Raw genomic sequence first — 20,209 nt, 5'->3', positions numbered from 1 at the left:
CGTTTGGCATGACGTTCAAGAGCCGCAAGGATGGGGATGAAATGACAGGGGATGGATTGCAATCCTGTCTTGCTGCAATACCCGTTGATTTTTTGCATCATCTGCTCATCCGGCGCCATCCTTATTGTTCGAAAACGCTCCAGCACGAAGTCCCGTGCCGCGTCTGAGCCACCGGCTTTTTTTATGGCATTTCGAACAGTACCCGGCATGGTGCCGTATGCCCATGGCAAAAACAGGGATTGAAAATGCTCATTAAAGGTGGCGCGCTCCTCGCCCACCGGGTCTCGCCCGTCGGGAAGATTGATGTTCATCTGCTTTCCAAGCACTTCACGCACCATGAAATCGAACAGCCCCTGCATGAGGACATCCTCTGCATTCATGGGCAGGCGTTTGCCTTCATAGCCATCAAGCGCCATGAGCCAGGCATGGCGAATGCCTGTAGAGCAGATGCGTGGTGTGGCTTTCGCCAGCGCATTGTTGATGCGGTCAAATTCCTGAAGGCGCTGCAGCCGCTCTTTTTTGGCGGTACTGTGAGGCGGCACTGGCCATCGTTTTTCATCCAGGTCTATCAGTGCCGAGAGAACAACGGCATAGACCTCAGGCAGCGGCAGGTACCATTCAGTAGAAACCTGTTGCCCATTGCGTTCCTCAACCAGGGTAACCCGGTCCAGTTCTTTGCTCAAGGTGCGTGAACTCAACGTTGCTGCCAGCCAGGCTTTGGTGGGTGCCTCCAGAAAAGATGATTTGACTCGTCCTTCATACCTCGTTCTGACACGACTCATCCGCTCTTGTGCTTTGGTATTACCGGTCATTTCAATAGTCATCTCGGAGGCGGGTACAACAACCGATGAAGAGGCTGAGGATGAAGAAGACGTGGCAGCAGTAGATGAAGCAGGTTGAGCAGGCGCGTCGTTGTCCGTCTTTCGCACCAGATACCGAGAAGCCAGCCGGATGGCAAGCATGGCTGCTGCGTTCGAGGTTATTTTGTTGTGCGTGCTCTGTGCGTCCTGGGCGCTTTCAACGATTGCCTGTGTGAAATTGTCTGGCATGGGAGACTCTCATCAATGAATTCATTGGTTCTTATTATATCATTGTGGTTTCAGTTTAGTCAAAAAGCAGGTTATTTATCCTAAATTAATGCCTGCTGAGGTATCAATGATTTATAGAGTAAAGGTGTCGCTGCGCGACCTTGTTTTTAACCCCCACCTGCACCCTCTCCCCCACGCTACGCGCGGAGGCGAGGGGAGCTTGTTCTTTTTTAACCCCTTCGCTTTGACCTCTATCACCTGCTGCGCGCGGAGGCGAGGGGAGCTGGTTTTTTTAGCCCTCTTACCCTTACCCTTATCCCCCGCTATGTGGGGATGCGAGGGGGCTGGTTCTTTCGCCTGACGATTTTAAACGAGGTGGCCGACCTTGTTGTTCTCAGCGCAAACCTCATCTCTTTAATGTGCTTTGTTCTCCCGGACTGTCTGGAACTTGGAGTCTTGGCGAATTTTGGCTAAACAATGAATGAGAGACAAGGGGGGTAGAAGAACTGGTTTCTGATGAAGGTGCTGAGGATGATGGTGCCGAGCTTGTGTCACAGTCGGGTATGGCTGAATCCTCGCTCAATTGAGGGGTTGTTTGTTTTTGTGCTTGTTCCAGTACCGCTTCAAGCAAGAGCTTTGATTGGTCGTAGTACAGGTAATCAGCTTGATCCAGAACAGACTCACCTTTGATGTTCTTTGCCAGGATGACGCGAACCCTTGCTGCCTCGGGCAGGCTACTTAGAATTTGTTCCAGGGATTGAGGGTTACTTAAAGCTTCTTGCAACACGTTTTTTCCTGTATGGTTACATTTAATTACAGCGTCAGCCCTTGTTGCCTCGGGCAAGCAGTCCATAAGCAGTTTAAGGCTTGCAGGGTTTTTTGCAGCCCAATGCAGCATGTCTTTCCCCGCATGATCACAGAACATCACAGCGTCAGCCTTTGCTGTTTCGGGTAGGCAGTCCAGAAGCAGTTTCAGTGATGCGTCATGCTGACAGGCAAGGTGCAGCGAGGTTATTCTGGAGCTGCTGCATGCCATTACGGCTTTTTCTTTTTCGTGTTCAGGTATACAGTCCATAAGCAGTTTTAGAGACTCAGTGCGGGATTTTGCTTCGAGTAGCAAGTTTCTGCCCTCATTGATTGATCGCATTACAGCTTGAGCTCTGTCCGTCTCGTGCAGGCAATCCAGGAGCAATTTCAATGATTGGGGTTCGTTGGCGGCCAAGTGTATCGCGGAAGCTCCATAATTGGTTTTTTTTATTACGGCCTGAGCCTTTTCACTTTCGGACATACAGTCGAGAAGCACTTTTAGTGATTCCCTATTAATTGCGGCCTTATGCAACAAATTATATCCCTCCTTGTTACATATCATGATGGCGTTAGCTCTTTCCTCTTCGGGTAGAGTATCCAGTAGTAGCTTCAAGGATTCAGGGTTATCTGAGGCTAGATGCAGCACGTTATTTCCATCCAAGTTACATTCCATCACCGCGTGAGCCCTTTGTTCTTCGGGCAGGTAGTCCACGAACAATTTTAGGATCTCGTTGTAGGGTGCAGCGGCATGCAGCAAGTTATTGTTATGATTGTTAGCTATCATCACGGCTTTTTCTTTATCTGACTCGGGTATGAAATTCAGCAGTTGTTCCAGGATTTCAGGGCATTGGGTTATGGCATAATGCAGCGGGCTATTGCCATTCTCGTAACGTGCTATTATTGCTTCAGCCCTGTCTGCCTCAGGCAGGCAGTCCAGAATTTCTTTCAGGAATTTAAGCTGATAGACAGCGATAATGCCTAGGGCGGTATAGTCAGCATTGCTTTTAATCTTGATAACATCGGCCCTTTCCGCTTCTGGCAGACAGTTTAAAATCTCTTTAAGATGCATGGGGTTATACCTTGCGATCCAGTGTAATGCCGTTTCGCCATATTGATTCTTTGCCATTGTGGCATTCACCCTTTCTGTCTCTGGTAGGCAAACCAAAAGTAGTTTCAGTAGTTCAGGGCTTTTTCTTGTGGCAAGGTGCAGCACAGTATCTTTGTCACTGTCGAATGTCATTACAGCATGCCCCCTTATTGTCTCAGGAAGTAAATCCAGGATCAGTTTCAGGAGTCCGGGATGTACTTTCGCGATCAGGTGCAGCAAGGTAATTTTTTTGTCGTTTTTTTCCATTAGAACGCCAAACCGTTCTTGCTTAGGTATTGACTGGAAAAACCATAGTACAAAAGAAAAATAGCAATTATCTATGGCCGCTTGAAGTGGGTGGAATTTGCCTCTGAACTTCACCTCACAATCTACGCCTTTGCCCATCAGGGCACTAGCAAAATTTATATTTCCGTACTCTGCAGCAAGATAAAAAGGAGTTAACTCGTCTCTATTAGTAGCGTGGGGATTAAAACCTGGAAGTTCAACGATTTGACGCACTATGGCTTCGGGCATATCCTTAGACGCTGCCAGCAATCGTGCGATATCAAGGCTGGATTCGGGCGTGATAGTTCCGGGTGTGAGCAGCACAGGAACGGAAGGTTCTCCTGCCGAGTCAGGTGCAGCAATACGTTCAACCTGAGCAAGCAACGCTTCGGGCCAGGAATCTCGTGAAAGTGCATCGCCTGCGGTGTTCTGCTCCTGATTGCATCGGTTGCGGATGAATGAAAGCAGTTTGGGAAGGCACTGTTGAAACAGGAGCGACCAGGTGTCAGCAAGATAGCACAGAGCATGAAGCAGAATGCGGTTTATTTGATAGGGCGTTACTTCCAAAACACCGTCTTCCCCTGCTTTGGCTATCCACTCGTCAAGCATCGCATCCGGCACCCTGATGGCCGGAATGCTGTTGCTTCCTTCGGTGTTTTCCCGAAAGTACAGGTCACAAAGTCGGGCAAAAAGACTGGCACGAGCGGCTATTCCTTCATTACCGCTTGCGGCAAACCAGTTTGCTGCATAATTACTGATGAAGTCATGATAGGCACCGTTTCGCCACATAGCGAAACCACGCTCAAAGGCGCGCAGGCGTTCTTCTAACCTAACGGTATCTTCAAGCAGGGACGTAAGAGAAAGGTCAGGGTTCTGGAGGCACTGACTATAAACATGAAGCGCTTCCACCCAGGCGTCCTTGTTGTCCTCGGGCATGTCGCAGACGTCGAGCAGATTTTTATAGTCTTTATACTGATAAAGGGAATCGTGAAGCCTTAACACAAGGTACAGGATGCTCAAGGGGGCTTTTTCGTGTGCAGGGTTCGCAAGGGATTCCGGACTGAAGTCTACTCCCTGAAGCCAGACAAGTGTGTCCTCAGCAAGCGGTCGCAGACCGGTTGCGGTGATGCTGCCCGAACTTAGGGCCAGAGTGTGGCGTTTGGCATGACGTTCAAGGGCCGCAAGGATGGGAATGAAATTACAGGGGATGGATTGCAATCCTGTCTTGCTGCAATACCCGTTGATTTTTTGCATCATCTGCTCATCCGGTGCTATCCCTATGGTGCGAAAGCGCTCCAACACGAAGTCCCGTGCCGCGTCTGAGCCTCCGGCTTTTTTTATGGCATTTCGAACAGCACCCGGCATGGTGCCATATGCCCATGGCAAAAACAGGGACTGAAAATGTTCATGAAAGGTGGCGCGTTCCGCGCCCACCGGGTCTCTCCCGTCGGGAAGATTGATGTTCATCTGCTTTCCAAGCACTTCACGCACCATGAAATCGAACAGCCCCTGCATGAGGACATCCTCTGCATTCAAAGGCAGGCGTTTGCCTTCATAGCCATCAAGTGCCATGAGCCAGGCATGGCGAATGCCTGTAGAGCAGATGCGCGGTGTGGCTTTCGCCAGCGCATTGTTGATGCGGTCAAATTCCTGAAGGCGCTGCAGCCGCTCATTTTTGGCGGTACTGTGAGGCGGAACCGGCCATCGTTTTTCATCCAGGTCTATCAGTGCCGAGAGAACCACTGCATAGACCTCAGGCAGCGGCAGGTACCATTCAGTAGAAACCGGCTGCCCGTTGTGCTCCTCAACCAGAGTAACCCGGTCCAGTTCTTTGCTCAAGGTGCGTGAACCCAGCGTTGCTGCCAGCCAGGCTTTGGTGGGCGCCTCCAGCAAAGAAGATTTGACTCGTCCTTCATACCTCATTCTGACACGACTCATCCACTCTTGTGCTTTGGAATGACCAGTCATTTCAATAGTCATCTCGCAGGCGGGTACAACAACCGATGAAGAGGCTGCGGATGAAGAAGACGTGGCAGCCGCAGATGAAGTGGATTGAGCAGGCGTTTCTGTATCAGTCTTTTGCAACAGATATCGTGAAGCCAGGCGGATGGCAAGCATGGCTGCTGCATTCGAGGTCACTTTGTTGTGCGTGCTCTGTGCGTCCTGAGCGCTTTCAATGATTGCCTGTGTGAAGTTGTCTGGCATGGGAGATATTCCTAAGGTTGGATTTTTGTAGCGAATTATATCATTGTGATAATAATTAAGTCAAAAAGGGTTGGTTGCTTGATTTAAATGCTTGCTGTGATGATATTGGGCGATTGAGCGTATTGATGTTTCCCTGGTTAATTTTTTTACTAAGCCAATGTTGTATTTTGATAGCCCTGAATGATCAGGTATCTAGTGAAATTGAAAATATAATGAATACTCTATTTCTCAATAGGCAATAAAACCAGTATACTATCGGTCTTTAATTCGTGCGATTGAACTGATTAATGAAACTGTTGCGTGGTGTTCAACATTTTGCTGAAATTGAAAAGGGCGTGGTAGCTACGATCGGTAATTTTGATGGCATACATTTAGGTCATCAAAATCTGATTAAAACCCTAAGAGATAGAGCAAATAGCATGAAGCTGCCTTTGGTTCTGATTTTATTTGAACCTCAGCCAAGAGAATATTTTCAAAAAGAAGCCGCGCCAGCTCGACTTTCCAGTTTAAGAGAAAAACTGGAAATGCTGAGGTCTTGTCGGGTAGATTATGTCTACTGTATAAAGTTTGATCAAATTATGGCTGAAACCACGGCCGTTGATTTTGCGACTCAAAATCTTTTTCGGGCATTAAAAGTTAAATACCTGCTGGTAGGTGAAGATTTTCGATTTGGTAAGAACAGAACTGGCGATCTTCAATTGTTGAAGACTCTGGGGGCACCATTTTCATGCCAGATTGATACCTGTCCCGATTTTCTTATTGAAAATGAAAAAGTCAGCTCAACTAAAATCAGAAATGCATTGCAGCATGGCGATTTAAATCTGGCTGCTCGGTTTTTAGGAAGGACCTATAGTTTATGTGGACGAGTGATCCGAGGCGATGGTCGCGGGCGACAGTGGGGAATACCAACTGCCAACCTGAATCTAAATCGATTAGCGCTCCCTTTAGTGGGTGTTTATGTCGTACATGTTCGCATCGGTTCCAGAGATGTTGAAGGTGTTGCCAATATTGGTAAGCGACCAACCGTTGATGGGACTAAAAATATATTGGAAATACATTTATTGAACTTTAATGATTCAATTTACGGGGAGTTGGTGCAAGTGTTTTTCTTGCACAGATTGCGTGATGAGGTTAAATTCACATCAGTGGATGCTTTGATTGCGCAGATTCATAATGATATTGCGGCGGCAAAAGCATTTTTAAATTTGAATGTGCAGTAGTATTTTGAACTGCAGATTATATCCGTCAAAACTTAACGATTTCGCAGAGTAGACATCAATGGCAGAATATAAAGATACATTAAACCTTCCTAATACTTCTTTTCCAATGAAGGCAAGTCTTGCAACACGAGAGCCGCAGATGCTGGCTGATTGGAAGGCGAAAGGAGTGTATGAACAAATTCGTAAGAACCGAAAAGGAAGTAAAAAATTTATTCTGCATGATGGTCCTCCCTATGCCAATGGACACCTTCATTGTGGCCATGCACTAAATAAAATTCTTAAAGATATTATTATAAAATCAAAGTCATTCAGCGGCTATGACGCTCCTTTTGTACCTGGATGGGATTGTCATGGATTGCCTATTGAGCTGAATGTAGAAAAGAAAGTGGGTAAAGCTGGGGTAAAAATTTCACCCAGAGAGTTTCGAGTCAAATGTCGTGAATACGCTGCAAGTCAAATTGATATTCAACGTGATGAATTTCAACGTCTTGGAGTATTTGGTGATTGGTATAATCCCTACGTGACTATGGATTTTCGCTATGAGGCCAATATTGTCAGGGCATTGGGATTAATGATTAAAAATGGTCATTTGCAACAAGGCTTCAAGCCAGTGCATTGGTGTATTGATTGTGGTTCCGCGCTTGCTGAAGCAGAAGTAGAGTATGAAGACAAAACCTCTCCATCTATCGATGTAGCTTTTGTTGCAGTTAATTCGGCTGATTTTATTAATAAATATAACATTAAAGCTGAAAATAAACCTTTAATTCTCCCTATCTGGACAACTACACCATGGACTTTGCCAGCCAATGAAGCAGTTTGTTTGCATCCCGAGATTGATTATTCATTAATTGACGCAGTAACGAGTTATTACATAGTGGCTACTGATCTGGTTGAGTCAGTCATGACGCGATATGGCGTCAGCGACTATACGATCTGTGGCTCAGCTAAAGGTTCAGTTTTTGAATTGCTGCAATTAAAACATCCGTTTAATGATCGACAGGTCCCCGTAGTTCTTGGCGAGCATGTGACGACCGATTCTGGAACCGGCTGTGTACATACCGCACCAGCGCATGGTCCTGATGATTATATGGTCGGCCAATCTTATAATTTGCCTTTAATCAATCCGGTTAAGTCAAATGGTTGCTTTGCTGATGATGTAGAATTTTTTGCAGGAATTTCTGTATTAAAAGCAAATGAAGTAGTTTTGGATAAATTATCCGACAACGGAGTTCTTTTAGCCAAAGAAAACATTAGACACAGTTATCCTCATTGCTGGCGGCATAAATCTCCTATGATATTCCTGGCAACTCCACAGTGGTTTATTTCCATGGATAAATCCAACTTAAGACAGGCCATCCTTAGCGAAATTGATAAAGTAAGCTGGGTTCCTGATTGGGGTAAAGCGCGTATCAGTAACATGGTTGAGAATAGGCCAGACTGGTGTATTTCACGGCAAAGAGCATGGGGTACACCCATGCCTTTATTTGTTCATAATACCACTCGGGAACTTCATCCCAATACTTTGGAACTTTTAGAACAAGTTGCTTTAATGATTGAACAATCGGGAATTGATGTCTGGTTTGAGTTAGATGCCTCCGAGCTGCTGGGTGATGACGCTAAGGATTATGATAAAGTTAGCGATACTATGGATGTCTGGCTGGATTCTGGTGTATCTCATTTTAGTGTTTTGAAGCAAAATAGCGATTTGGATTTTCCTGCAGACGTTTATTTTGAGGGGTCTGATCAGCATCGGGGCTGGTTTAATTCTTCATTGACTACTTCAGTAGCTATGAATGGAGTTGCGCCTTATAAAACGGTATTAACTCATGGTTATACAGTAGATGCAGAAGGTAAAAAACTATCAAAATCGAAAGGCAATTATGTCGCTCTGGATAAATTGGTTAATCAGCATGGTGCAGACATATTACGCTTGTGGGTAGCTTCCACTGATTATCGAAATGAGGTAAGTATTTCTGATGAAATAATCAAGCGTAATGCGGATGCATATCGAAGAATTCGTAATACTGGACGTTTTTTACTGGCTAATCTATTTGATTTCGATCCGGCCAAGGATTGTGTTAAACCTGAAGATTTATTGGAATTGGACAAGTGGGCATTAAAGCGTTGTCAGCTTCTTCAAGATGAAATTGTAGCGGCTTATGAGGCGTATCAGTTCCATGTTATTTATCAAAAAATTCATAATTTTTGTGCCGTTGATATGGGTAGTTTTTATCTGGATCTGATTAAAGATCGGCAATACACTACAGCAAAAGAGAGCAAAGCGAGGCGTTCCTGTCAAACTGCTATGTACCACATAGTTAAAGCATTTACTCTTTGGCTTGCCCCTATATTATCCTTTACTTCAGAAGAGATCTGGCAATCCATTCCCGGTTACCAGGGTGAGTCCATCTTTATCGAGCGTTGGTATGATGCCTGGCCGGTTATCGATGGGGTGAATATGGATGATTGGGAACAACTGCATCAGATTCGTGATGAAGTGAATAAGTCTTTGGAAGAAACCCGACAAAAAGGTGAAATAGGCTCTGCTCTGGCAGCTGAAGTTACTTTGTATGCAAAGCCCGAGGTAGTGCCAAAATTGACCCGTTTGGGAGAAGAGTTGCGTTTTTTGTTAATGACATCAGGTGCGACAATTATGCCGATGACTGATGTTCCTTCAGGTATACATTCTACAGAATACGGAATAGCGATTGATGTTACTGCCAGTATTCATGAAAAATGCGCGCGATGTTGGCATAGAAGACCTGATATAGGACAAAATAAAGAACATCCAGAACTGTGTTTGCGTTGCGTGGGTAATATCAGCGGTCAAGATGAGGTGAGGCTTTTCATATGAAAAAATGGCATTGGTTTTTACTCAGTATTTTTGTAATTATCTGCGACCAAACTAGTAAATACTGGATTGGTGTTTTGCTGACCCCTTATAAACCAATGCCTGTAATTCCGATGTTAAACCTTACCTTGGCTTATAATACTGGGGCTGCGTTTAGTTTTTTAAGTGGAGCGGGAGATTGGCACAGATGGTTCTTTGCTGGTTTCAGCTCTCTTGTCAGCACTATTTTAGTGATATGGTTGTGGCGGACTCCAGACTCTGCACGCCTGCAATCTGCAGGGATCAGCCTTATATTAGGTGGAGCGTTGGGTAATCTTATTGACCGTGGACTCCATGGCTATGTTATTGATTTTATTGATGTCTATTATAAATATCACCATTTTGCCACTTTTAATATTGCGGACAGCGCGATATGTGTTGGGGCTGCAATTTTAGTTCTGGATTTATTAATTCATAGAGAATAGAACGTATTCTTTAATTGAGCATAGAGTGTGGTTTTGTTTGTTGTTCACTTGTAATTCCCACAATTCAACTCAGTTTCCCCTCGCCCCTGCGCGCAGCGTGGGGGAGAGGGATCGAGGGTGAGGGGTTAAAAATTGTCGCGAAGCGACTTCATTTTACACGAAAATACCCGAGGATAGGGCGTTTAATTGCTTTGTGTCAGGGTTATGAATACCTACCGCAGCAACTGCTGGCAAATTAAGAAAATGCTCTGCTTCTTCCCATTCTATTTCCGCTGGAAATAAATGCAGATTAGGCAAGCATTTATTCAACAGAGTGCAAAAAGCCAAACTTGCAGGAAATGGACGTACCTGTTGAAAACCCAGGTTCAATGCTGCCATTGCTTCGGAAATAGTGGATACACCCGGCAGGTAATTCATGGAGTAGACATTGGCTGTTTGTGCGATTGCAGGTAAAAAGCCAGGACTTGAAGCAAAATGGACGCCGGCGCTATAACATTGTTCCAATTGTTGAGTGTTAATTATGCCGCAAGAACCAATTTTTATAGTTGGGAATTGCTTAATAATCTGAGTCAATAAATGTGGATCGGTGGAATTAATTTCTATCGTTGTAAGACCGGCTTCTTTTATTTGTTCTACTCGCTCAAATAATAAATTATCAACGTCCAGTGATACAATAACAGGTTGGTTAACCATTAATTTCTCGATGATCATGTTTAGTTCCGCATGCGCTGCACTGTTTTTCAATGTTAGAAGACTTGGTATAGGTTGGCAAGCAAATTGAGCATAAAAATTCTGTGAACATTATTTTTTAATTAAGAGAGGGGCTGAACTGTTTTAAGTCGCTTGAGGTTATTAGAATTAAAACCTCTTAATAAATGAACAAATCCGCGCACTAATCTCATGAATTTAGTGCGGGAATTGATGTCAATATTACTTAAATGGAGAGGGAGTGGTGCTGAACGGAGTCAGAGTTGAAGGTTTTGGCTCTTCAGGCTTAGCGTCCATCGCGCTAGAAGGACTCAGATCGTTCTTTGCTATATTTTGCTGTTTTAATTCCAAAGGACTTTTAATGCTGGTTACAGGTCCTTTTGTTGCATCGACCCCAAACCGCTCCATATTTTTCAGCATGGACTGCATGGTTTGTAATGGAATATTTCCTGTACGCGGCATATTAACAAACATCATTTGCAAGTATGCATTGGCTGCAATTTTGTTATTTCCAGGAGCTTGACTTGCCAGGTTAAATAAATCATCACGGGTGAGTTGTTTTGCTTCTTTCAATTCCGCCAAACGGTTTTTGTATAGATCTACAGGGGTTGCCTGACTTGCTTTAAGTGTTGCAGCAGTTCCACCTGCTTTTGGGGCAGGAGTAGGCGTAGGCATTGGTGAAAGGGTAGGTTGGCCCAGAGTTACATTGGATTGATTCGTTTGCTTCGCTTGGTTTAACAGGTTGCCGCGAAGCGCAGTAAGTTGAGACACTTCATTATTAATCAAAGTCTTTTGAGCCTGGTTTTCTTCTTTTAGGGAACTGACTTCCTGTACTTGTTTGCTGTGCAGGTCGTTTTCAAGTACTTTATTATGCTGAATGACTTTTTTAACTGACATTGCCTGCGGATCTTGCTTTAAAGCCTGGTAGCCTTTGAGGGCTTCGGCTTTCGCATTCGGATCAGCTTTGATTTGTTCCCAATCATCAGTTGCTTTAATCAGGTACATTTGACCGTCAGCATCTTTAATCAGTTTTTGACTGGCGTTTAAGGTTAGCTCAGCATCTTTTATTGAACTAACGGGTTCTCCGTCTGCATTAACAAAGTATTTTTCGTTTCGATGTACGGCAAGCATGTCGAGGTAGCCTGCAGCCTGAGCGTTTAGTCCCGTCAGAACATGTAACAAAGCACGTGCTTCATCGTCTTTACCTATAGTGAGTAATTCATTCACTTCATCTGCATGGGTATCCATCTGAGCAGCAAGAGCGTCAATACGTTCCTGAATTTCTTCAGGAGTTAACTCGGGATTATCATCAAGGAATTGTTCAAAGAGAAGAATATTGGTCTCGTAAATTTCATATTTGACTTCAATATGCGCTTCTTCAGTTTTTAATTGCTCCATTTTTTTGTCAAGAGCTTGCTCTTTAGCTTCAATTGCCTTCAATGCTGAAGCATAACTGGACAAAGTCATCTCTACGTTCTTAATTGACTCAGATATGGCGTTGCTGTGTGTTTGAGGCTCAGGAGTTTTTGCTCGTTCAATAGCCAGTTCATTTTGCTGTATGACCAGTTCTTTAATTTTATCTTTAGCGTGGGCTTTCTTCTCCAGATACCAGAGAAACAGCATAGCCTGCAATCTGCTCATTAAGAGTCTTTTTTCTTGCTGTTCCAAGCGACGTTCGTCTTCAATAGCCTTTTCCAACGCCAGTTCAGCTCCAATTTCTCCGATAATCGCTTCTCCAGCAGGAGAATGAAGAAATTTCTTGACGTCTTCAGGAGTTTTTAATCCAAAGCGACTCAAATTGATTGTCGGTCTGTAATCTTCTTGTGATTTGTCACCCGTTCTTTTGCTTTCTTCTTGTGCATCTTCTGCAAAAATAGAGTCAACCCAAGCATCTAATGATTGAGGTATTGAGCTGAGTTGCGTTTCTGATAGCGTGCTGGATTCACTTCTTGGATTAACATTTAAACCAGTTGAGTTAATTGGTTCTGCGGTTTTTTTACCAATTTCAAATGAGTTTGTTTGATTGTCATTAGCCATATATATGATCCTGTTTACGCCCAGTTAAATTAATTATACACAAATATGATCAAATAAGCATCAATTTTTTCAAGGGATATGCTTATTGTCAAAGTACTAGCAACCATTTTTTCCTTGTTGGTGGAACCTATGGATAGGGCAATGTTCATCTGATTTCTTAGTGCCTCCTAATCTTAGGTATAACTTTCTGATTTTGCAAATGAATGTTCTTGATGGTTATATAATACAGAGTGCAATTGAGTATCGATTGGATTTCTGGATTCTTGTTGAGGGAATAATTCCGTGTAATGGGTTTGATGATCGGGTGTTTCAATTGGAGTGATTTGTGCCTCATTGCCGAGCAGATTACGCATTAAACAGTGACTTTTAGAATGAGGAACTAATTCTGAGCGCCTTGGTTCACTGCAGTAATAATGTTGATCATCCAAAATGGTATGTAAACGCATATCTTCTTCACGGAAAGCCCAACGGTATAGTTCACTGCGACTTATTTCAACCTGGGATAGAACATACTGCTTTGTTTCTCCGGCTGCGTTATCCAGACAATCGCACAGCCCAGTCATTACCGACGCGCTGATTCTAAAGAGCATGCCCATTGAGTTATCCCAATAGGGTCCAATTTCATTCAGCCCAGTGCCTGTTAAATAGAAGACTATTCGACTAACTGGATTGATAATGGTTAAAGAGATGCGTAATCCCAATGATAATGCATCAATTAATGGCAAAATCAGTGCATTCTTGATGAGCTGAAGTGGAGGAATAAAAAGTACTCGCACTGTATTGATGACTATGTTGAGGAAAGGAGAATCGGAACAATGCTGTATTGGGGTACTAAATCCATAAAGCGTTGAAAATTGAAATTCAGCAATAAAATTGTTCAAGGAGGGTCTTTCTGCAATTTCAATTAGTAGTTGCCCTATAACACCAATATTTCCCAGTATTGCCAGAAATTTGCGAAGAATGTTCGTTATTCCTCTAAAGGGAACATGAATGAATAAGGCAGATCCTTCAATTAGAGGTACTGTAAGAATTGCAAGGCAAAAATCAAACGCAGCGGCAATGAATTGTTTCCCTGTTTTGATTATTTGCGTGCCGCTTTTTTTCAGACCATTAATAAATCCATCATGATAGCCATAAAAATACCATTCTACAAAGGGTGCCAAGCCTATTTTTGCAACAGTAATGCACGTCTTGCAAATCCATTTACACGTACCCAATAACCAATCATCCCCGGGATGCATAATCGTATCATACAGTGCAGCTCCACCCTTACCACCCAGAGCGGCATAATTGGTATAAGGAAAATCGCCCATTTCCTGTTGTAATACCGGGATTGCTTTAGTGAGGCCATAACCCAGGCTAAGTGCCAAGGCTGCAATGATGGCGATTTCAGCCGGGTCTTCTTTCAGTATTGAAACTGCCTCAACAAAAAATTTATCCAGATTACCAACAGCAATCATTCCTTGCCATAAAGTGACTGAAGCAGAAATCGCTTCTGAAATGGTGCCATGGTTCATCAAGCGTGCCAGTTTCTGTGTCGGTTCAATTCCTGATATGAGGCCGCTCAAGTAGAGCTTGTTTAAGACTGATTCCAGAGCTTTGGGCGCCAATATGGCGCCTGCACCGTATAAATAAGCAGCCATCGCCAGGGTGCCTACCATGGGATTACGCTCACTGGTATCAATGAAAAAAGTACCCAGATGCCGCAATACTCCTAAAAATCGATGAAGAGGATTGTCATAAGGATGCGGGCTGGGTGGATGATTGGCTCGAGCTATCACATAGGGAGAATTGGTAATGTGTTCTTTAATAAATTCTTCCAGAGTTTGACCATTAGCTAATAACCCTTTTTTTTTCAGGGCATCATGAAGTGAACGGCGTTTTGGATTTGTCGCTCCAGATTGATTTTGCTCGATTATGGGTTCGGGCTTTTTAGTATGAGTTGCATGGACATGACCAATAAAATCTTTATGTAAGTCATGAATAATGAAATGGCTCATCCGCTCATAAAAATTTTGAAAAAATGTTGGAATACGAGAGATAAAAGCGTTGATTCTCAGGCTGATACGTTCAGGTAAATAGAGATGACGTTTGCTCACCTGACTCAGAGTATAGAGATCCTGACCTTCTGGAAGAGGGTAGAACTGTGCGTCTTGTATGAAATAATTGAGTGCTACCAGTTTGTTGTCCAGGCGCATGATGATTTGGTTATTTGCGGCGACAATGGCCCAATTTCCATCGGACAGTGCTCCAAGATCTTTTTTTGCTTGTTTGATGGATTGTGCATGAATGGGTTCAATGGCGCTGTTTGTTACATTGAATACTAATTCATTTAAACTCGGATACCCTTTCTGGGGCAGTCCTTTAAGGACATAATAGGGTTTAATTTTAGTTATTGAAACGCCATCAGATCTTTGTTTTATTTTAGTTTTGTGGGTTGGTTTTTCGTTTATGGATAAATAATTTAGCCAATCCTGACCGTCATTCCATAAGGATCGAATAAAGGTTTCAAATTTTGAAAATCGGTTCGCGGGAACTTCATTAAGATGAGGTGCGGATATTAAATCATAATGAGTGCAAATGACTCTCAAAGCATCATCAAGATCGTGCGCATCGTGCCCAATGTGCAGTTCGCTATCCCAAATAAAGCACAGAGGTTTCTGTCTTGGGTCCAGTGTTTTGTGGATTTTAGAAAAATCCATTTGATCCTGGCGGGAGACTGAAAAAGCTCGGTTGAACTGATAGTGTTGTGCTGCTTTGTGGGCGTCATACAGAACATTGCCTAAAGCGCCTTCAGAAAGTACTGGATTATTGGCAAGTCTTCGGTTGCCATCCCTGCATGTCTCGATAATGGCCAGAACGTTTCTTCTTAATCGCTCTTGTCCAGCAAAATCGTCTGATTTTATATGGCGCTCCTCTTTGAGCAGAGCATTCAAAGAATTAATGCACGCTTTAGCCAACTCCATTTTGCGCTGTTGTTCTGGACTGAGCGGTTGCTTATAGCTTTCAGAACGAACTCGGTAACGATGAACACTACTGATGATATCGGCAACCAGAGATGAAGGGCGGTTACCGGGAAGCAGTTTTATCAAGTCCGAATTATGAGTAAACAGCATTAATTGCACTGTTTTTTTATTATGATTGGCTATGAGTCGGAGTCTGTCGCCACCTTGAAGCAGATACTCCATAGTGTAATTTCCATAAAGAACTGTACCCGCTTCATGACTGAACGCATTGCCAGTTATGGTTGGCATTTCTTTATGTTTGTAAGGTTTTATACGTAATGGAACAATTACTTGTGTATGACCATCCGTCGTCAGGAACTGAGGCATAAAATCCGTATTTTGCACATATAGTATGCAGATTAATGGGTTTTTAGGGAAAATAGCAAGTAGAAACGATACAATTTTTATTCCCACCTTATATACTTGGATCTCTGACGTGAAAAGCTGGATGTTTTACATCCTGACTGCTAAAATGACTTAAAAATAAACAGGAATCAATTTGAATGGTTAGTTATTGCGGATATATCGCTTTGGTCGGAATACCTAATGTTGGCAAATCAACCTTGCTGAATCGTATTTTGCAACAAAAATTAAGTATTACCTCTAAAAAGCCACAAACAACACGCCATAGCATTTTGGGAATACGTTCCGAGGGGGAGTACCAATTTGTTTATGTCGATACGCCTGGTATACATCAGGGCAATAAAAAGGCGATGAATCGCCTGATGAATAAAACAGCCATCAGTGTTTTACGCGATGTTGATGTCATTGCGTTCCTGGTGGATGGTACTCATTGGGAAGAAGAAGATGAGTATGTGCTGGGTTTGATAAAGCAGGCAAATGTTCCTTGTATTCTGGTCATTAATAAAGTAGATAAAATTAGCGAAAAAGATCAGCTGTTGCCCTGGATTGAGCACATGAGCCAACGCCATGACTTTGCCGCAATCATTCCTCTATCAGCTAAAACAGGAGTTCAGGTTGAGGAATTGGAGAATCGTTTAATTCCATTTTTACCCGAAGGCCCGCATTTATTTCCCGATGATCAATTTACAGATCGATCCATTAAGTTCTTATGCGCTGAATTGCTACGGGAAAAAATATTCCGTTTCTGTGGACAGGAGATACCGTACTCGGTTTCTGTAGAAATTGAGTCTTATAAGGATGAGGGCAACCTGGTTCGTATTCATGCGTTAATATGGGTTGAAAAGGACAATCACAAACGTATGGTGATTGGCGATAAAGGCCAAAAATTAAAGGAAATGGCGACCAGCGCTCGTTTGGATATGGAAAAAATGCTTGGGAAAAAAGTATTTTTACAATGCTGGTGTAAAGTGAAGTCCGGTTGGGCTGATGATGAGCGTATGCTAAAACAACTGGGCTATGACAGCTAAATCACTGCAGGCATGGGTTATTCATAAACAATGGTCTGGGGATACCAGTGCCAGAGTCACTTTTTTTTCCCGTGAATTAGGGCTGGTTAACTGTCTGTGTAAAGGGGGTAGAACCCCTAAAAAACAATCGTTGTTGCAGCCATTCACTCCTTTATGGGTTAGTGTTGATGAACGCCATGAACGGCATTATACCCGAACCATGGAAAGTATCTCTCCCATGTTACCTCTTGAAGGTCATTCCCTTTTTTCCGGTTTATATATCAATGAATTGCTGTATCACGCCCTGCGTCCGATCTACCCAGATACCGAGTTATTTGAAGCTTATTTAATGACATTAAATGGACTGGCTACGACCGATAATCGGCTGACGATCGAATCCATTTTACGCCGCTTTGAATGGGCTTTGCTTCACTCTTGTGGTCATTCTTTTTCATGGACTGAAGAGGCACGAACTGGGGGACTGGTTTGCACCGAACACAATTATCAGTTTATTGCGGGGGAAGGATTTGTGGTCTCTGATAAAGGCATTCCAGGTGAGCATCTTCTGGCCTTGGCAGAAGATAACCTGGATGAAGCATCCTGTCTCAAATCAGCAAAGCGCATTATGCGCCAGGCAATAGATCATCTTTTAGGCGGGCGTGAAATTAAGGCCAGGGCTTTATACAGCAGCAGTTAATTGACATTCGGAATAGTGCGTTAGGGCATTTGGGATATGAAGTACATCAATAGCAGTTTGACAGGAAGTCTATTATACTTTCCATTTTAAGATTTTGTGGTGAAAAATGAATAAAGAGTTATTGTTAGGCGTTAATATCGATCATATTGCCACGTTACGTCAGGCGCGTGGAACTCGCTATCCGGATCCTGTTCAGGCTGCCATGGATGCCGAAGAGGCGGGTGCTGATGGCATTACCCTGCACATGCGTGAAGATTTGCGACACATTCAGGCACGTGATGTTCGTTTGATTAAACAGGTATTGCAAACCCGGATGAATCTTGAATTGGCAGTTACAGATGCCATGCTGGATTTTGCGGAAGAAATTGCACCAGAGCATACGTGTTTAGTTCCAGAAAAACGTGAAGAGCTAACTACAGAGGGTGGTTTGGATGTATTAACTCATCAAAAAGCTGTAGAGCATGCTGTTCGACGTCTGGAGCGCATGGGAAGTGAAGTCTCCTTGTTTATCGATCCGGACAGGGATCAGATAAAAGCAGCTGCTGATATTGGTGCACCTGTTATTGAATTGCATACCGGTTGTTATGCTGATGCGACAAATGCAGAACAGCAAAGTTATGAACTGGAGCGAATCAAACGTGCAGCAGAATATGCGTCCAGTTTAAACCTGATTGTCAATGCGGGGCATGGACTTCATTATCATAATGTGAAACCCATCGCTGCAATAAAAGAATTACTTGAATTGAACATAGGCCATGCCATTGTTTCACGAGCTCTCTTTTGTGGATTAAAAGAAGCAGTTCGGCAAATGCGCCAATTAATGCAGGAAGCGAGACTTTATGCCAATGAATGACATGATTGTTATTCGAATGACAGGAGGCTCTGGTAACGGAGCCCCATTGGTGTGAGTACAACTGACTATTGAAGGCTCCAGGGATGAGTATGTTTAAATTGATACCCAAAATGCCGGGGGGAGTCATTCCTCTTTATTTTATTCAAGGTTTTTCTACGTTTTCATTTGCTGTCCTGTACTCATCACTTGCCCTTTATAGTACAAAACAACTTGGTTTATCTAATGTACTCACTAATAGCATTGTAGGATTATTTATCGCGTTTAATTATATTTTGCAATTAACTGGAGGCTTGATTGGTGGTCGGCTGCTAAGCAATCGATGCTTATTTTTTATTACTATCATAATCCAAAGCATGGGATTAATTGTTCTTGCTTTGGCTCAATCGTCAATGCTTTATTTAGGGTTAAGTTTGTTTCTGGTTGGTTGTGGATTAAATACTACCAGTTTGAATAGTATGTTAACGCAGCGGTTTGAGCAAAGTGATGATCGCAGGGAAACCGCTTTTTTTATTAACTATTCGGCTATGAATTTAGGATTTTGTGCTGGATATTTTGCTAGTGGATTTTTTGATTACTCCAATCAATATCAGGGTATATTTTACGCCTGCATCATGACAAACGGAGTTACACTTTATTTAATAACAAAATTCTGGTCTGCTCTTGGCGATAAAAATACACCTTTGATGCAGATGCCCACTTCCCAATCTCGCCGACAAAAGAAAATCGCAGGAATATTCTCCGTTTCAATTTTGGTACCGGCAATGTTTCTGTGCTTTCATTCAACAAACTGGAGTAATGGAATAATCGCAACTTTGAGTGTTCTGATGTTCGGTATGGTTCTGATGATTAAGAATAAACAAACATCATCTATTGATAAGCGCAAAATAATGGTTTATCTCATTTTGGCTGCGAGTACTTTGTTTTTTTGGATGATTTATCTGACTGGTCCTATGGGGGTAACGCTATTCATAAAAAATAATGTAGATAAAAACATGTTGGGTATTGAGTTGGCAACCCAATGGATTCGTAATATCAATCCGATAGTCATCATCATTGGTGCACCTCTAATGGCCATGTTTCTTAATCAATTAAACGCAAAGGGGTACACTGTGTCTGTGCCCATGCAATTTGTATTTGCATTTATATTTCTTGCCGGATCCTTCTTTTTTCTGTCTTGCGGTATTTATTATGCCAATCCTTTGGGACATAGCCATTTATTTTGGGTGTTCGGTTATATTATTTTGCAGGGTTTGGCTGAATTACTTATTGCCCCAGCAGGTTATGCCCTAGTTGGACGTTTAGCTCCACCTCAGTATCAGGGTATCCTTATGGGAACCTGGATGATGGTTTCAGGAGTAGCCGCCTCAATATCTCAGTATTTCTCAAATGCTATGGTGAAAACTGAAGCCGTTAATCCATTAATTACTAATAATGATTTTCATCAGGTATTTAAACAATTGACGGGGTGGTCACTAACAGGCGCATTGTGTTTGTATTTTATTTCTCTGTATATGAAAAAAAACCATCAGTCTATAGGGTATGCTTAAATCATTATCTGATTGAGGATTGATTGGTTAGTCGCAGTCGCGAAA

At 43.0% G+C, this 20,209-nt stretch carries 12 protein-coding genes; 7 read left to right on the top strand and 5 right to left on the bottom strand.

All coding sequences use genetic code 11. From position 1 onward, the window contains the following. Both ELY21_RS11805 and ELY21_RS11795 read right to left on the bottom strand, forming a co-directional pair. A partial coding sequence (locus tag ELY21_RS11805; RefSeq protein ID WP_158618556.1) for a hypothetical protein occupies positions 1-1,049 on the bottom strand: 1,049 nt, incomplete at its 3' end. Positions 1,050-1,434: 385 nt separating this feature from the next. Next, positions 1,435-5,412 (bottom strand): ankyrin repeat domain-containing protein, encoded by a 3,978-nt coding sequence (locus ELY21_RS11795; RefSeq protein WP_127109744.1) that lies wholly within the window; start codon positions 5,410-5,412, stop codon positions 1,435-1,437. A gap of 287 nt (positions 5,413-5,699) precedes the next feature. Here ELY21_RS11795 and ribF point away from each other — a divergent pair, with 287 nt between their 5' ends. Genes ribF through lspA form a run of 3 tightly spaced genes read left to right on the top strand, consistent with a single transcriptional unit; the run spans position 5,700 to position 9,947 of the window. Continuing rightward, on the top strand, positions 5,700-6,632 hold the full coding sequence (gene ribF, locus ELY21_RS11790) for a bifunctional riboflavin kinase/FAD synthetase (protein WP_127109742.1): 933 nt from the start codon (positions 5,700-5,702) through the stop codon (positions 6,630-6,632). Positions 6,633-6,690: 58 nt separating this feature from the next. Then, on the top strand, positions 6,691-9,486 hold the full coding sequence (gene ileS / locus ELY21_RS11785) for an isoleucine--tRNA ligase (protein WP_127109740.1): 2,796 nt from the start codon (positions 6,691-6,693) through the stop codon (positions 9,484-9,486). Continuing rightward, positions 9,483-9,947 carry a signal peptidase II gene (lspA, locus tag ELY21_RS11780; protein ID WP_127109738.1) on the top strand — a complete coding sequence of 155 codons (465 nt, stop codon included), beginning with the start codon at positions 9,483-9,485 and terminating at the stop codon, positions 9,945-9,947. Before ileS ends, lspA begins: the two co-directional genes overlap by 4 nt. 153 nt (positions 9,948-10,100) lie before the next feature. Here the strand turns inward: lspA and ELY21_RS11775 are convergent, their stop codons facing one another. From ELY21_RS11775 to ELY21_RS11765, 3 genes are all read right to left on the bottom strand, one after another. Further along, positions 10,101-10,658: a multidrug DMT transporter permease gene (locus ELY21_RS11775; RefSeq protein ID WP_127109736.1), complete on the bottom strand. Its 558-nt coding sequence runs from the start codon at positions 10,656-10,658 to the stop codon at positions 10,101-10,103. Positions 10,659-10,877: 219 nt separating this feature from the next. Further along, positions 10,878-12,692 (bottom strand): hypothetical protein, encoded by a 1,815-nt coding sequence (locus tag ELY21_RS11770; protein WP_127109734.1) that lies wholly within the window; start codon positions 12,690-12,692, stop codon positions 10,878-10,880. A gap of 173 nt (positions 12,693-12,865) precedes the next feature. Continuing rightward, positions 12,866-16,024, bottom strand: a complete 3,159-nt coding sequence (locus ELY21_RS11765; protein ID WP_199741705.1) for a hypothetical protein — start codon at positions 16,022-16,024, stop codon at positions 12,866-12,868. Between the two features lie 176 nt (positions 16,025-16,200). On the opposite strand from ELY21_RS11765, the gene era reads away from it, so the two are divergent. From era to ELY21_RS11745, 4 genes are all read left to right on the top strand, one after another. Next, entirely contained in the window at positions 16,201-17,088 is an 888-nt protein-coding gene (gene era / locus ELY21_RS11760; protein WP_127109732.1) for a GTPase Era, read from the top strand. Next, positions 17,078-17,764 (top strand): DNA repair protein RecO, encoded by a 687-nt coding sequence (gene recO, locus ELY21_RS11755; protein WP_127109730.1) that lies wholly within the window; start codon positions 17,078-17,080, stop codon positions 17,762-17,764. The genes era and recO overlap by 11 nt, the downstream gene beginning before the upstream one ends. A gap of 106 nt (positions 17,765-17,870) precedes the next feature. After that, positions 17,871-18,617 carry a pyridoxine 5'-phosphate synthase gene (pdxJ, locus tag ELY21_RS11750; RefSeq protein WP_127109728.1) on the top strand — a complete coding sequence of 249 codons (747 nt, stop codon included), beginning with the start codon at positions 17,871-17,873 and terminating at the stop codon, positions 18,615-18,617. Positions 18,618-18,700: 83 nt separating this feature from the next. Further along, entirely contained in the window at positions 18,701-20,164 is a 1,464-nt protein-coding gene (locus ELY21_RS11745; protein ID WP_233588707.1) for a peptide MFS transporter, read from the top strand. Positions 20,165-20,209 lie beyond the last annotated feature (45 nt).

Origin of the sequence: Legionella sp. km535, from assembly GCF_003990085.1 — a bacterium.
In the GTDB taxonomy this organism is placed as follows: domain Bacteria; phylum Pseudomonadota; class Gammaproteobacteria; order Legionellales; family Legionellaceae; genus Legionella; species Legionella moravica.
This window is presented reverse-complemented; position numbering and strand designations above follow the sequence as displayed.

Excerpts from the sequence above, each read along its gene's own strand:
- ELY21_RS11795 (WP_127109744.1), bottom strand. The coding sequence starts at position 5,412 with ATGCCAGACAACTTCACACAGGCAATCATTGAAAGCGCTCAGGACGCA.
- ribF (WP_127109742.1), top strand. The coding sequence starts at position 5,700 with ATGAAACTGTTGCGTGGTGTTCAACATTTTGCTGAAATTGAAAAGGGC.
- ileS (WP_127109740.1), top strand. The coding sequence starts at position 6,691 with ATGGCAGAATATAAAGATACATTAAACCTTCCTAATACTTCTTTTCCA.
- lspA (WP_127109738.1), top strand. The coding sequence starts at position 9,483 with ATGAAAAAATGGCATTGGTTTTTACTCAGTATTTTTGTAATTATCTGC.
- ELY21_RS11775 (WP_127109736.1), bottom strand. The coding sequence starts at position 10,658 with ATGATCATCGAGAAATTAATGGTTAACCAACCTGTTATTGTATCACTG.
- ELY21_RS11770 (WP_127109734.1), bottom strand. The coding sequence starts at position 12,692 with ATGGCTAATGACAATCAAACAAACTCATTTGAAATTGGTAAAAAAACC.
- ELY21_RS11765 (WP_199741705.1), bottom strand. The coding sequence starts at position 16,024 with ATGCCTCAGTTCCTGACGACGGATGGTCATACACAAGTAATTGTTCCA.
- era (WP_127109732.1), top strand. The coding sequence starts at position 16,201 with ATGGTTAGTTATTGCGGATATATCGCTTTGGTCGGAATACCTAATGTT.
- recO (WP_127109730.1), top strand. The coding sequence starts at position 17,078 with ATGACAGCTAAATCACTGCAGGCATGGGTTATTCATAAACAATGGTCT.
- pdxJ (WP_127109728.1), top strand. The coding sequence starts at position 17,871 with ATGAATAAAGAGTTATTGTTAGGCGTTAATATCGATCATATTGCCACG.
- ELY21_RS11745 (WP_233588707.1), top strand. The coding sequence starts at position 18,701 with ATGAGTATGTTTAAATTGATACCCAAAATGCCGGGGGGAGTCATTCCT.